This window comes from Terrabacter terrigena (assembly GCF_042676085.1).
GTDB lineage: Bacteria > Actinomycetota > Actinomycetes > Actinomycetales > Dermatophilaceae > Terrabacter > Terrabacter terrigena.
The window spans coordinates 1-12,834 of record NZ_JBHTKH010000021.1 but is presented as its reverse complement, the minus strand read 5'-3'; the positions used below and the strand labels follow the sequence as shown (position 1 = coordinate 12,834).

At 71.9% G+C, this 12,834-nt stretch carries 15 protein-coding genes and 2 tRNA genes; 10 read left to right on the top strand and 7 right to left on the bottom strand.

The window, feature by feature from the left end; translation table 11 throughout:
- Positions 1 to 4 precede the first annotated feature (4 nt).
- The 9 genes from ACFQ2V_RS19870 (at position 5) to ACFQ2V_RS19830 (ending at position 7,898) form a co-directional block, all read left to right on the top strand.
- Positions 5 to 1,432, top strand: coding sequence for a rhamnulokinase (locus ACFQ2V_RS19870; RefSeq protein ID WP_386054674.1), 1,428 nt, complete (start codon positions 5 to 7; stop codon positions 1,430 to 1,432).
- A gap of 59 nt (positions 1,433 to 1,491) precedes the next feature.
- Positions 1,492 to 2,532: a LacI family DNA-binding transcriptional regulator gene (locus ACFQ2V_RS19865; protein WP_386054673.1), complete on the top strand. Its 1,041-nt coding sequence runs from the start codon at positions 1,492 to 1,494 to the stop codon at positions 2,530 to 2,532.
- Positions 2,529 to 3,272, top strand: a complete 744-nt coding sequence (locus tag ACFQ2V_RS19860; RefSeq protein ID WP_386054672.1) for a (Fe-S)-binding protein — start codon at positions 2,529 to 2,531, stop codon at positions 3,270 to 3,272. Before ACFQ2V_RS19865 ends, ACFQ2V_RS19860 begins: the two co-directional genes overlap by 4 nt.
- 10 nt (positions 3,273 to 3,282) lie before the next feature.
- On the top strand, positions 3,283 to 4,788 hold the full coding sequence (locus ACFQ2V_RS19855; RefSeq protein WP_386054671.1) for a lactate utilization protein B: 1,506 nt from the start codon (positions 3,283 to 3,285) through the stop codon (positions 4,786 to 4,788).
- Positions 4,785 to 5,423 carry a LutC/YkgG family protein gene (locus ACFQ2V_RS19850; RefSeq protein WP_386054670.1) on the top strand — a complete coding sequence of 213 codons (639 nt, stop codon included), beginning with the start codon at positions 4,785 to 4,787 and terminating at the stop codon, positions 5,421 to 5,423. The genes ACFQ2V_RS19855 and ACFQ2V_RS19850 overlap by 4 nt, the downstream gene beginning before the upstream one ends.
- A gap of 289 nt (positions 5,424 to 5,712) precedes the next feature.
- A tRNA-Lys gene (locus ACFQ2V_RS19845) sits at positions 5,713 to 5,785 on the top strand.
- Between the two features lie 89 nt (positions 5,786 to 5,874).
- On the top strand, positions 5,875 to 6,540 hold the full coding sequence (locus ACFQ2V_RS19840; RefSeq protein WP_386054669.1) for a nitroreductase family protein: 666 nt from the start codon (positions 5,875 to 5,877) through the stop codon (positions 6,538 to 6,540).
- A 37-nt stretch (positions 6,541 to 6,577) separates the two neighbouring features.
- Entirely contained in the window at positions 6,578 to 7,393 is an 816-nt protein-coding gene (locus ACFQ2V_RS19835) for a maleylpyruvate isomerase family mycothiol-dependent enzyme (protein ID WP_386054668.1), read from the top strand.
- A 7-nt stretch (positions 7,394 to 7,400) separates the two neighbouring features.
- Positions 7,401 to 7,898, top strand: a complete 498-nt coding sequence (locus tag ACFQ2V_RS19830) for a VOC family protein (RefSeq protein WP_386054667.1) — start codon at positions 7,401 to 7,403, stop codon at positions 7,896 to 7,898.
- 19 nt (positions 7,899 to 7,917) lie between these two features.
- Here ACFQ2V_RS19830 and ACFQ2V_RS19825 read toward each other — a convergent pair whose 3' ends face one another.
- From ACFQ2V_RS19825 to ACFQ2V_RS19810, 4 genes are all read right to left on the bottom strand, one after another.
- Positions 7,918 to 8,259, bottom strand: a complete 342-nt coding sequence (locus ACFQ2V_RS19825; RefSeq protein WP_449343050.1) for a GroES family chaperonin — start codon at positions 8,257 to 8,259, stop codon at positions 7,918 to 7,920.
- 80 nt (positions 8,260 to 8,339) lie between these two features.
- Positions 8,340 to 8,594, bottom strand: a complete 255-nt coding sequence (locus ACFQ2V_RS19820) for a DUF3618 domain-containing protein (protein WP_386054666.1) — start codon at positions 8,592 to 8,594, stop codon at positions 8,340 to 8,342.
- Positions 8,595 to 8,621: 27 nt separating this feature from the next.
- Entirely contained in the window at positions 8,622 to 9,095 is a 474-nt protein-coding gene (gene bcp / locus ACFQ2V_RS19815; RefSeq protein WP_386054665.1) for a thioredoxin-dependent thiol peroxidase, read from the bottom strand.
- Positions 9,096 to 9,260: 165 nt separating this feature from the next.
- Positions 9,261 to 9,341, bottom strand: a tRNA-Leu gene (locus ACFQ2V_RS19810).
- Between the two features lie 73 nt (positions 9,342 to 9,414).
- Between ACFQ2V_RS19810 and ACFQ2V_RS19805 the strand changes: the two genes are divergently transcribed.
- Complete coding sequence (locus ACFQ2V_RS19805) at positions 9,415 to 9,813, top strand: RidA family protein (protein ID WP_386054664.1); 399 nt, start codon at positions 9,415 to 9,417, stop codon at positions 9,811 to 9,813.
- Here the strand turns inward: ACFQ2V_RS19805 and ACFQ2V_RS19800 are convergent.
- Genes ACFQ2V_RS19800 through rph form a run of 3 tightly spaced genes read right to left on the bottom strand, consistent with a single transcriptional unit; the run spans position 9,800 to position 12,755 of the window.
- Positions 9,800 to 11,368 carry a molybdopterin-dependent oxidoreductase gene (locus tag ACFQ2V_RS19800; RefSeq protein ID WP_386054663.1) on the bottom strand — a complete coding sequence of 523 codons (1,569 nt, stop codon included), beginning with the start codon at positions 11,366 to 11,368 and terminating at the stop codon, positions 9,800 to 9,802. The two genes, ACFQ2V_RS19805 and ACFQ2V_RS19800, sit on opposite strands and share 14 nt — an antisense overlap.
- On the bottom strand, positions 11,365 to 11,985 hold the full coding sequence (rdgB, locus tag ACFQ2V_RS19795; protein ID WP_386054662.1) for an RdgB/HAM1 family non-canonical purine NTP pyrophosphatase: 621 nt from the start codon (positions 11,983 to 11,985) through the stop codon (positions 11,365 to 11,367). Before rdgB ends, ACFQ2V_RS19800 begins: the two co-directional genes overlap by 4 nt.
- Complete coding sequence (rph, locus tag ACFQ2V_RS19790; protein WP_386054661.1) at positions 11,982 to 12,755, bottom strand: ribonuclease PH; 774 nt, start codon at positions 12,753 to 12,755, stop codon at positions 11,982 to 11,984. Before rph ends, rdgB begins: the two co-directional genes overlap by 4 nt.
- Positions 12,756 to 12,834: the final 79 nt, after the last annotated feature.

Genomic DNA, 12,834 nt, shown 5'->3' with positions numbered 1-12,834 from the left:
CGTCATGGGTCCACGCGTCTTCGGCGCCGTCGACATCGGCGCCTCGGGCGGTCGGGTGATGGCCGGCGTCGTCGACGGCCCGCAGACCACGCTGCACACGCTGCACCGGTTCCCCAACGGCCCGGTGCAGCGCGACGGGCACCTGCGGTGGGACCTGACCCGGCTGTGGGCCGAGGTGCTCACCGGACTGCGCCTGCTCGCTCGGCAGTTCCCCGAGACCGAGTCCGTCGGCGTCGACACGTGGGCCGTCGACTACGCCCTCCTCGACAGGGACCGCCGTCTCCTCGCAGAGCCGGTCTCCTACCGCGACGGGCGCTCCGCGGCGGCAGTGGACCTCGTCCACCGCCGCGTCCCACGAGAGCAGCTGTATGCCGTCAACGGCCTCCAGTTCCTGCCGTTCACCACGGTGTACCAGCTCGAGGCCGAGATGGCAGCGAGCCTGTGGGACAAGGCGGCCCACGTCGCGCTCCTTCCCGACTGGCTCGCCCTGCAGCTCACCGGCGAGCTGCGCACCGAGTCCACCAACGCCTCCACCACCGGACTGATCGACGCGCACACCGGTGACTGGGCCAAGGACCTGCTCGACCGGCTCGACCTCCCGGCCGACCGGCTGCCGCCACTCATCGCCCCCGGCGAGGTCGTCGGGACCCTGACGACCACCGCCGTCGAGCAGACCGGGCTGCGACCCGGGACGCTCGTCACCGCGGTCGGCTCCCACGACACCGCCTCGGCCGTCGTGGCGGTGCCTGCGACGACGGGCCGGTTCGCCTACGTCTCGAGCGGCACGTGGTCGCTCGCCGGCCTCGAGCTCCAGGCCCCGGTCATCACGCAGGACAGCCGGGCGGCCAACTTCACCAACGAGGGCGGCGTCGACGGGCGCACCCGGTTCCTGCGCAACGTCGGCGGCCTGTGGCTGCTCCAGGAGTCGATGCGCGACTGGAGCGAGCAGGGGCTCACCCCGGACCTGGACACGCTGCTCGCCGACGCCGAGCGACTTCCGTCCGGGGGTCCCCTCATCGACGTCGACGACGAGTCGTTCATCGCCCCGGGCGACATGCCCCGACGGATCGCGGCAGCCGCGACCGGCGGGACCCGGGCACCCGGGGCGTTGCAGGACCCCGCCCACACGGTGCGCTGCATCCTCGACTCGCTGGCGACGGCATACGCGAGGACGACCCGCCGCGCGACGGAGCTCTCGGGGGCGGCCGTGGACGTCATCCACGTCGTCGGCGGCGGCTCGCGCAACCGGCTGCTCTGCCAGGTCACGGCGAACCTGACCGGCGTGCCGGTCGTCGCCGGCCCCGTCGAGGCCACGGCGCTCGGGAACGTCCTCGTGCAGGCCCGGGCGCTGGGAGCCGCGCCGACGACGCTGGAGGAGATCCGCGCCGACCTCGCCGCCACGCAGCCGCTCCGCGTGCACCGTCCATCGTGACCCAGGTGCGGCGCCGACCCGTCCCGGCGCGATACGTTGCACCGACAAGAGGAGGGTCCATGGCCAGGGTGAGCATCAAGGACGTCGCCGCACGCGCGGGCGTCTCCCTCGGCACCGTCTCCAACGTCCTCAACCGGCCCACCGCGGTGCGAGCCGCAACCCGGGCCAGGGTCGAGCTGGCCATCGCCGAGCTGGGCTTCGTGCCCAACGCCTCAGCCAGGCAGCTGGCTGCCGGACGCTCGCGCACCATCGCCTACCTCGTGCTCGACGCCACGAACCCCTTCTTCACCGACGTCGCACGTGGCATCGAGGAGGTCGCCAAGGCCGAGGGTCTCGCACTCTTCATCTGCAACAGCGACCAGGACGCCGACCGCGAGGACCAGTACCTCGAGCAGCTCACCGAGCTGCGCGCCCGTGGCGTGCTCATCACCGCGATGGACTACGCCAACCCGCGGCTGCAGCGGCTTCGCGACACCGGCGTGCCCGTCGTCCTCGTCGACCGGGCGCCGGAGCAGAGCAGCAGCGAGTGGTGCACGGTCGGCGTCGACGACGTCGCCGGGGGCGAGCTGGCCATCACCCACCTCGTCGAGGCCGGCCACACGCGCCTCGCCTTCGTCGGCGGCCCGGCGGACATCCCGCAGGTGCACGACCGTCACGTCGGCGCCGCGGCGGCGACGGCAGCGGCCGGCCTGCCAGAGAAGGCACTGACCCAGATCCGCACCTCGGGCCTGACGATCGCCGAGGGCCGCCGGGCGGGTGAGCGACTCCTCGGGCTGCCGCGACGCAACCGCCCCACAGGCGTGTTCTGCGCCAACGACCTGCTTGCCCTCGGGCTGCTCCAGCACCTCACCCAGCACGGCATCGCCGTGCCAGACGACATCGCCCTCGTGGGCTACGACGACATCGAGTTCGCTTCTGCCGCAGCGGTGCCGCTCACCTCCGTCTCGCAGCCACGCCACCTTCTCGGCAGCACGGCCGCGCGCCTGCTCGCCGACGAGGCGGAGCGCGGCAGCCAGCACCAGCACCAGCACGTCGTCTTCCCGCCCGAGCTCGTGGCGCGTGCATCGACGGCCGTGACCGCACGCGCGAGGCACGCATGAGGGTCGCCCTGTTCGTCACGTGCCTCGGCGACGTCCTCTACCCCGACGTCGCGCGCGCCACGGTCGCCGTCCTCGAGCGGCTCGGACACGAGGTCGTCTTTCCCGAGGCCCAGACCTGCTGCGGCCAGATGCACACCAACACCGGCTACCAGCACGACGCAGTGGGCCTCGTGCGCCACCACGTCGACGTGTTCGAGCAGGCCCTCGCGCAGGGTTGCGAGGCGATCGTCGCACCGTCGGGTTCGTGCGTCGGCTCCGTGCGCCACCAGCACGCCGCGGTCGCACGGCGCAGCGGTGACGAGGCGCTCGCCGTCAGGGCCGACGCCGTCGCGGCACGCACGTTCGAGCTGTCCGAGCTCCTGGTCGACGTGCTCGGGGTCACCGACGTCGGCGCCGCCTACGCGCACCGCGTCACCTACCACCCGACGTGCCACTCGCTGCGGCTGCTCGGCGTGGGCGACCGCCCCCTGCAGCTGCTCCGGGCCGTGCGTGGCATCGACCTCGTCGAGCTCCCGGCCGCCGACTCGTGCTGCGGTTTCGGAGGCACGTTCTCGGTGAAGAACGCCGACACCTCCACGGCCATGCTCGCCGACAAGATGTCGGCCGTGCTCGCGACCGACGCCGAGGTCGTCACGGCCGGCGACGCGTCGTGCCTCATGCACATCGGCGGCGGCCTCGCCCGCCTTCGCACCGGGGTGCGGCCGGTCCACCTCGCCGAGATCCTCGCGAGCACCTCGTGAGGGCCGAGCGATGACCACCTTCCTGGGTATGCCGCAGGGCCGGGTTCCCGGCCCGGCCGCCGACACCTCGGTGGGGCAGCTCACCGGAGACCGGCCCTTCCCGGAGGCCGCGCGCGAGGCGCTCGGCAACACCAGGCTGCGCCGCAACCTCGCGCACGCCACGTCGACGATCCGCGCGAAGCGGGCCGCCGTCGTCGGCGAGGTGCCCGACTGGGAGGCGCTGCGCGAGGCGGGCTCGGCGATCAAGGCCGACACGATGGCGCGGCTGCCCGAGCTGCTCGAACAGCTCGAGGCCAACGTCACTGCACGCGGCGGCACCGTGCACTGGGCACGCGACGCCGCCGAGGCCAACCGGATCGTCCTCGACCTCGTGACCGCCACCGGCCAGAGCGAGGTCGTCAAGGTCAAGTCCATGGCCACGCAGGAGATCGGGCTCAACGAGGCCCTCGAGGGGGCCGGCGTCATGGCTCACGAGACCGACCTCGCCGAGCTCATCGTCCAGCTCGGCCACGACCGTCCCAGCCACATCCTCGTGCCCGCCATCCACCGCGGCCGGTCGGAGATCCGCGAGATCTTCACCCGTGAGATGCCGGGCGTCGACCCCGACCTGACCGACGAGCCCGCCGTGCTCGCCGCCGCCGCGCGGGCCCACCTGCGCGAGGTGTTCCTCCGCGCCAGGGTGGCCGTCTCGGGCGCCAACTTCGGCGTGGCCGAGACCGGCACGCTGACCGTCGTCGAGTCCGAGGGCAACGGCCGCATGTGCCTCACGCTGCCCGAGACGCTCATCACGGTGATGGGCATCGAGAAGGTCGTGCCGACCTGGCGTGACCTCGAGGTGTTCCTCCAGCTGCTCCCCCGCAGCTCGACGGGTGAGCGCATGAACCCGTACACCTCGACGTGGGCCGGCGTCACCCCCGGCGACGGGCCGCAGGACTTCCACCTCGTCCTGCTCGACAACGGTCGCACCCGGGCCCTCGCCGACGACCTCGGCCGCACCGCGCTGCACTGCATCCGCTGCTCCGCCTGCCTCAACGTCTGCCCGGTGTACGAGCGCACGGGCGGGCACGCGTACGGCTCGGTCTACCCCGGCCCGATCGGTGCGGTGCTCACCCCCTTCCTCACCGGCGTCACCGGCGGCACTGACCCCAACGACTCGCTGCCCTACGCCTCAAGCCTGTGCGGCGCCTGCTACGACGTGTGCCCGGTCAAGATCAACATCCCCGACCTGCTCGTCCAGCTCCGCGCCGAGCACACCGAAGCCCGTGCGGCCAAGCACCGGCTCCCGACGCCGGAGGCTGCCGCGATGAAGGCAGCCGCCTGGGTGATGGCCGACCCGAAGCGGTTCGCGCGGGCCGGGCGTGCTGCGACCATCGGACGACACGGCATACGGCAGGGCAAGCCGGTGCTGCCGTTCCCTCCGCCCCTGAGCGGCTGGACCTCCTCACGCGACGTGCCGAGCCCGCCCGCCGAGACCTTCCGTGACTGGTGGACGCGTACGCGAGGTGACCGCTCGTGAGCGCGCGTGACGAGATGCTCGCGCGCATCCGGCTGGCGCGGGGCGACGCCGCCGACTCGGGCCACGCACTGCCCGTGCCACGCGGCTACCGCTCCACCGGCGAGCACGCGCCGGGCTCCGGGGCCGTGTTGGCCGAGCTCGTCGACCGGCTCGAGGACTACCGAGCCACCGTGGTCCGCGCCGCCGGCGACGACGCCTCCATCGGCGCCGCCGTCGCCTCTGCACTGGCCGAACGCGGCATCCACGAGGTGATGCGGGCGCCGGGCGTTCCCGAGTCGTGGGTGGGCACGCTCGACGGCGCGCGCACCGACGACGGTGTCGCGACTGCCCGTGACCTGGACGCGGTGCCCGCGGTCGTCACGGGGAGCGTGGTGGCCGTCTCCGAGACCGGCACGATAGCCCTCGACGGCAGCCCGCTGTGCGGGCGTCGCGCCCTGACCCTCGTGCCCGACACGCACGTCTGCGTCGTTCGCGTGCCCGACGTCGTGCAGACCGTGCCCGAGGGGTTGGCCCGCCTCGACCCGACCCGGCCGACCACCCTGGTCAGCGGACCCTCCGCCACGAGCGACATCGAGCTCAGCCGGGTCGAGGGCGTTCACGGGCCGCGCACGCTCATCGTCGTCGTGGCCGGCTGAGGCGCGCACCCGAGCGTGCCCGACAATGGGCGCATGCTCATGGGAAACAAGAAGACGCAGCGGATCACCGTCGGCATCGTCATCGGGGTCATCGTCGTCAGCCTGGCGCTGTCGCTGATTTCCACGGTGAGCGCGACACCCTGAGCCCACCAGCGCCCTCGACCGGCGACGCGGAACGGCGAATCCGCCCGTCGGCCGGGGCTGCCCGAGCTGTCGACGCCCCCGCGCGGGGCTTGCAGCACCTCGATTTTGTACCGGCCGGGGACGACTGCTAACGTTTCCCCTCGTTGCGCCGTTAGCTCAATTGGCAGAGCAAGTGACTCTTAATCACTGGGTTCGGGGTTCGAGTCCCTGACGGCGCACTTCTCATGAGGAGCCCGGCCGCCTGGCGGCCGGGCTCCTCTGCGTCCACGGCAGGGTGCGCCGGTCCGTGCGGACTACTGTGCCTCCCATGGAGCTGTACGAGGTCATGCGAACCACGGCCGCGGTGCGCGACTTCACCGATGACCCCCTCCCCGACGACGTCCTGGCCCGCATCCTCGACAACGCACGCTTCGCGCCCAGCGGCGGCAACCGCCAGGGCACCCGGGTCGTCGTGGTCCGCGACGCCGGAGTCCGGGAGGGGCTGGTCGAGGTCACCGGGCCGGGTGCCCGGCGCTACCTCGCCCAGCGCGCCGCCGGCGAGGCACCGTGGAGCGCCTGGACCCCCAGCGCGGTCACCGAGGAGCAGGTCGCGCGCACCGAGGTGCCGTCGTGGGTCACCACGCCGCTGCGCCAGGCCCCGGTAGTGCTCGTCGTCTGCGTGGACCTGCGAGCCGTGGCCGCCATCGACAAGGACCTCGACCGGGTTGGCGTGGTCGCGGGCGCGTCGGTCTACCCCCTGGTCTGGAACATCCTGCTGGCCGCTCGGAACGAGGGCTTCGGGGGCACGATCACGACGATGGCCGTCGCCGAGGAACCCGCCCTGAAGGAGCTGCTCGGCATCCCCGAGCCGTTCGCCGTCGCTGCCGTCGTGCCGTTGGGGAAGCCGGTCAGGCAGGTGAAGCGCCTGAGCCGGGTCGCCGTGTCCGAGTTGACCCGTCTCGACCACTGGAGCGGGCCGCCGCTGCCGGACTAGCCTGAGCAGCACCCCTGATTCGGCGGGAGGTGTGGGCATGGACGGCTGGAACGCCATGACTCCGCAGGGCAAGAGCACGATGCTGCGGGTCGTGCGACAGGAAGCAGACCAGTTCTTCGACCTGGTCGACCGGGAGGACTCCTGGGAGGCACCCACCGGCGCCGGACACTGGCAGGTCCGCGACGTGGTCGCACACCTCGTCGACACCACCGAGTCGTACTTCAGGGCCTTCGACTCCGTGCGCGACCAGCGCGAGGTGGAGCCGGCGTACGGCCTGCCCGGCATGGCGGCCCGGGCCGACGCGATGGCCCAGGCCCTTCGGTCCGAACCGCAGGCGGCGCTCCTCGACCGCGCACGCGCCGACTTCGCCAAGATGATGGAGATCTTCGACGGGCTCAGCGACGACGACTGGACCGACCTCATGGTCCCGCACTTCTACATGGGGCCGCTCCCGTCGTTCTTCTTCCCGGCCTTCCAGCTCATGGACTACGGCGTCCACTCGTGGGACGTGCGCCAGGGCACCGGACGCGCACACGGGCTCTCGGGCGAGGCAGCCGACCTGCTGACGCCGTTCATGTTCGTGCTGTGGCAGTACACCACCAACCCGGTCACGCCCGACGACGTGTGCGAGATCGGCATCCGGATCACCTCCGGGCCCAACGCCGGCGACACCCATGTCTCGCTCACGGAGGAGGGTTTCGCGTACTCCCCCGGTGCGGTGGAGGGCGGGACCGTCCTCGAGTTCGACCCGGGAAGCTTCGTGCTCACGGCCTTCGGGCGCAGCAACGCCGGAACCATCAGGGGCGACCGCGCCGTGGCGGACCGCTTCCTCAACATCTTCTTCAGGATCTGAGGCACCCGTGACCGAGATCGACCTGTCCGCCATCGACGCCGCGCGCGAACGGATCCGCGAGACATACCTCCGGGCCGACCACAGCCGCCAGCCCTCGACCGCGCGAGGCCTGCACCACTTCGCCATCGTGGCCCGCGACGTCGAGGAGACCATCCGGTTCTACCAGGGCGTCCTCGGCTTCCCCCTCACCGAGATCTTCGAGAACCGCGACTACAAGGGTTCGAACCACTTCTTCTTCGACATCGGCAACGGCAACCTGCTCGCCTTCTTCGACTTCCCGGGCCTCGACGTCGGTCCCTACGCAGAGGTGCTCGGCGGCCTGCACCACATCGCCATCTCCGTCGAGCCGGACACGTGGGCGCAGCTGCGAGCGCGCCTCGACGGGGCCGGCGTCGAGTACGTCGAGGAGAGCGGCACCTCGATCTACTTCCGCGACCCCAACGGTGCCCGGCTCGAGCTGATCGCCGACCCGCTCGGGGAGATGTACGGCTCCAGGGTGCTCTGAGCCCGCGAGCCCCGAGCGCTCAGAGATAGAGGCCGGTCTGTCCGGCGTCGACGCGCTGGGCGGCCACGGCGTGGATGTCACGCTCACGCAGCAGCACGTAGTCGGTGCCCTGGAGCTCGACCTCGGCCCGCTCCTCGGGGTCGAAGAGCACCCGGTCGCCGAGCTGGACCTGGCGTACGTTCGGCCCGGTCGCCACGACCTCTGCCCACGCCAGCCGCTTGCCGACCGAGGCGGTGGCGGGGATCAGGATGCCGCCGCCCGAGCGCCGGTCACCCTCCTTCTCGAGGGAGACGAGCACGCGGTCGTGCAGCATCCGCACCGGCAGCTCCTGCGCCGTCGTGGCGGAGTCCTTCTTGCCCATGATGACCTGCCGGTGCCTCTTCGGTGTCTCGGTGTCTCGGTGTCTCGGTCGACCGGTGGACCGGTGAGCGCCCGGCCGGCTCAGCGCCGCCGGCGGCGGAGCAGCCCCACCGCGACGACGACCACGACCGCGGCGGCCACGACGGCGCCGATGCGCTCGATGCGCAGCTCGCCGTCCTCGGTGTGGGTTGCCGCGGCGATGCGCAGCCTAAGGCCCTGCAGCTGCCGCTCGGCGATGACCTGCGGCTGGGCCCGGTAGGCCAGCTCGTTGACCGTGCCCTCGAGGCGTGCGCGGGCGGCCTGGATGTCCTGCTCGATGCGTGCGGTGTCGGTCATCTGGCTTCCTTTCGGGACGGTGCGACTCTAGTCGGCGAGGCCGAGGTCGCGACGGAGCTTGGCCACGTGGCCGGTCGCCTTGACGTTGTAGAACGCGTGGCTGACCTTGCCCTCCTCGTCGACGACGAAGGTCGACCGGATGACGCCCTCGACGGTCTTGCCGTAGAGCTTCTTCTCACCCCAGGCGCCGTACGCGTTGTGCACCGAGAGGTCCTCGTCGCTCAGCAGCGGGATGGTCAGGTGGTCGTGCTCGCGGAACTTCGCGAGCTTGGCCGGCGTGTCCTTGGAGATGCCGACGACCTCGTAGCCGTCCTTCTTGAGGGAGTCGAGCGACTCGCTGAAGTCGCACGCCTGCTTGGTGCAGCCCGGGGTCATCGCCGCCGGGTAGAAGTAGACGATGACCTTGCGGCCGGCGAAGTCGCGCAGGGCGACCGTGCCGCCGGCGTCGTCGGGAAGGTCGAAGGCGGGTGCCTGCTCGCCGGGCTCGAGTCTGGACGTCACGGGGGCTCCTCCTGGTCGGGACGTGCCTTCGCGACCGCGGCCTGCGGTCTCGACGCACACGAATCTCGCGCTGGACGAATGGCTTTCAGGAATCGTATCGGTAGGTCACGTACCCACCCCGGGCGCTCCCCCGGCCACCCCGCAGGTGGGCCGGCGTCGTGTCGGTGCGGACGGCGGGACTCGAACCCGCACACCTGAGGCACAGGAACCTAAATCCTGCGTGTCTACCAGTTCCACCACGTCCGCTCGCTGCTGCGCGGCCCACTGTAGTTGGCCGCGCGTGACCGGGCGGCCCTGGCCCGGTGGCTACCCTGCGGGCATGAGACGCAACATCGGCACCGGCAGCCCGTGGGAGGGCGTCGTCGGGTACTCGCGCGCCGTGCGTGTCGGCGACACCGTGCACGTCGCCGGCACGACGGCGGTGCGCGACGGCCAGGTCGTGGCGCCGGGCGACGCGTACCGGCAGGCCCGGGTGGCCCTCGAGATCATCGTGGCCGCTCTGGCCGAGTGCGGCGCCTCACCCGGTGACGTCGTGCGGACCCGCCTCTACGTCACCGACATCCGCGACTGGGAGGCCGTCGGCCGCGCCCACGGCGAGGTGTTCGCCGACGTCCGGCCGGCATCGACGATGGTGCAGGTCGGCGCCCTCGTCGACCCCGGGCTGCTCGTCGAGATCGAGGCCGAGGCGGTCGTGGGGAGCGGTGTCACTCCACCCTGACGGTGACGACGTGGATGCCGGTGGCCCCGTCGGGTGCCGGCGGCGCCTCCAGGGGCGACTGCGGCTCGCCCTTGGCGTCGTACGCACGCACGCGCAGCTCGTGGCTTCCCGGCGTCGCCTGCCACTCGTAGACCCACTGCCGCCACGTGTCGATGCTCGCGTCGACGGCGAGCCGCGCCTCGGCCCAGGGTTGCTGGTCGACCTGCACCTCGACCTTGGAGATGCCCGTGTGCTGGTGCCAGGCGACGCCGGCGACGGCGACGGTGCCGGCCTTGACGGTGGCGCCGGCACGCGGGACGTCGATGCGTGAGGCGGTCTTGATCGGTCCCATCGCCGACCAGCCCCGCGTCGACCAGTAGGCGACGTCCTTCTCGTACGTCGTCACCTTGAGCTCGGTGACCCACTTCGTCGCCGACACGTAGCCGTAGAGGCCCGGCACGACGACGCGTACGGGGAAGCCGTGCTCGAAGGGGAGCGGTTCGCCGTTCATGCGGATCGCGAGCAGCGCGTTGCGGTCGTCGGTGAGCGCGGCGAGCGGCGTCGAGGCCGTGAAGCCGTCGACGCTCGTCTGGAGCACCATGTCGGCGCCGGACCTGGGACCCGCGAGCGCCAGCAGCTCGCGCACCGGCCACCCGGTCCAGACCGCGTTGCCGATGAGGTCGCCGCCGACCTCGTTCGAGACGCACGTCAGGGTCACGAGCGCTTCCTGCATCTCCTTGCCCTGCAAGGTTTTCCAGTCGAGCTCGACCTCACGGTCGACCATGCCGGTGACCTTGAGCCTCCAGTCGTTGGCGTCGATGTGCGGCACCACGATGGCGGTGTCGATGCGATAGAAGTCGGCGTTGGGCACGATGTAGGGCGCGAGGCCCGGGACGCCGAGGTCGGCCCCGGCGGGGACGGCGAGCTTGGTGCCCTTGACCGGCACGCTCTTCAGGGCGTCCCGGGACACCGTGGCCGCCGAGGAGCCACCGCCGACATAGCTGCCGAGGTATGCCGTCACGGCACCGACCGCCCCGCCGAGCAGCCAGCGTCTGCCGGGGTTGGCCGCACCGGACCCGCCGACGCCTGCCGGGGCGGAGGCGCGGCTGAGGAACCAGAGTCCGGCGACCGTGCCGAGCACCGTCGGGAGGACGTCCGCAGGCCCGGCGCCCGGACGCGTCATGACCGCTGCTGCGCCGATGACACCGACCAGCGCGAACGCGACGAGGGCCGGGACGAGGCGCCGCGCGGCGAGCCCGCCGATCGCGGCGCTGACGAGCGCGAGCACCACGACGGTGCCGACGAGCAGGGCCCGCTTGTCGTTCGTGCCGAACGTGGAGACCGCGAAGTCCTTGAGCCACGGGGGCGTCCGGTCGATGAAGGCGCCGCCGACCGCGGCGATCGGGGCGGGCTGCCCGGACGACTGGCCGAGCGCGACCAGGGCCGCCGCGGCGAGGGTCGCGAGACCGACCGTGACCAGCCCGGCCACCACCCCGTCGACGGCTCCCCACCACAGTGGGCGAGCCACCGGCTCCTGAGCTGTCTCGGGACGGGTGGCCGGGCTGGTTGCGGTCATGGCCTCAGGTGCTCCTTCAGGTGTGGCACGAGCGCTCGGAAGGCGAGCGACCGGTGCGACACGTCGTTCTTCTCGGCGTTGTCGTACTCCGCCAGTGTGCGTTCGTTGCCCTCCGGTTGGTCGGATGGCACGAAGATCGGGTCGTAACCGAAACCATTCGTGCCGCGGGGCTCGCGGCCGACCACTCCCGGGAAGCGCCCGAGCTCGGCGGCCGACCGCCCGTCGGGCAGCACGATCGCAGCGGCGCAGACGAACGCCGCCGCCCGGTGCTCGTCGCGCACGTCGCCCAGCTGGGCCAGGAGCAGCTCGAGGTTGGCCCGGTCGCCGCGGCCGCCGGACCAGCGGGCGCTGAAGATCCCCGGCGACCCACCCAGCACGTCGACCGCGAGCCCGGAGTCGTCGGCCAGGGCGGGCATCCCGGTGGCGTGGGCGGCCGAGGCCGCCTTGAGGATGGCGTTCTGCTCGAACGTGACGCCGTCCTCGACGACGTCGGGGGCGTCGGGGAACTCGTCGAGGCCCACGATCTCGAGGCCCAGCTCGGCGCTGACGTCGGCGAGGATCTCGCGCAGCTCCTCGACCTTGTGGGCGTTTCGGGTGGCGAGGACGACCTTCGTCACGCGACCGACCCCCCGTCGACGGACTCGGCAGAGCGCGGGTTCGGGTCGGCGAGGGCGAGCTGCTGTCGCTCGGTGAGGTCGGCGCACCCCTTCGTCGCGAGGTCGAGCAGCTGGCCGAGCAGGTCGCGGTCGAACGGCTCACCCTCGGCCGTGCCCTGCACCTCGATGAAGCGACCGTCGCCGGTCATCACGACGTTCATGTCGGTCTCGGCCGTGGAGTCCTCGGGGTAGTCGAGGTCTAGGACGGCCTGTCCACCGACGACACCCACGGAGACGGCGGCGACGGAACCGGTGAGCGGCTCGGCCTTCTTGCCGATGAGGCCCTTGGCGCGGGCGTCCTCGATGGCGTCGGCGAGCGCCACGAAGGCACCGGTGATGGCGGCCGTGCGCGTGCCGCCGTCGGCCTGGAGCACGTCGCAGTCGAGGACGATGGTGTTCTCGCCGAGGGCCTTCGTGTCGATGACCGCACGAAGGCTGCGGCCGATCAGCCTGCTGATCTCGTGGGTGCGACCGCCGATGCGGCCCTTGACGCTCTCACGGTCGGAGCGGGTGTTCGTGGCACGCGGCAGCATGGCGTACTCGGCCGTGACCCAGCCGGTGCCCTTCCCCTTGAGCCACCGGGGCACGCCCTCGGTGAAGGATGCCGCGCAGAGCACCCGGGTGCGACCGAACTCGACGAGGACGCTGCCCTCGGCATGGTCGAGCCAGCTGCGCGTGATCCGCACCTCGCGCGTCTGGTCGGGGGCACGTCCGTCATGTCGGTTGGTCATGAGTTTCTCCTATGTCAAGCCGCTGCCGGCAGGCAAGAGGTTTGACGGTTGTGGTGGTCGGCGGTCAGGAGGTGGAAGA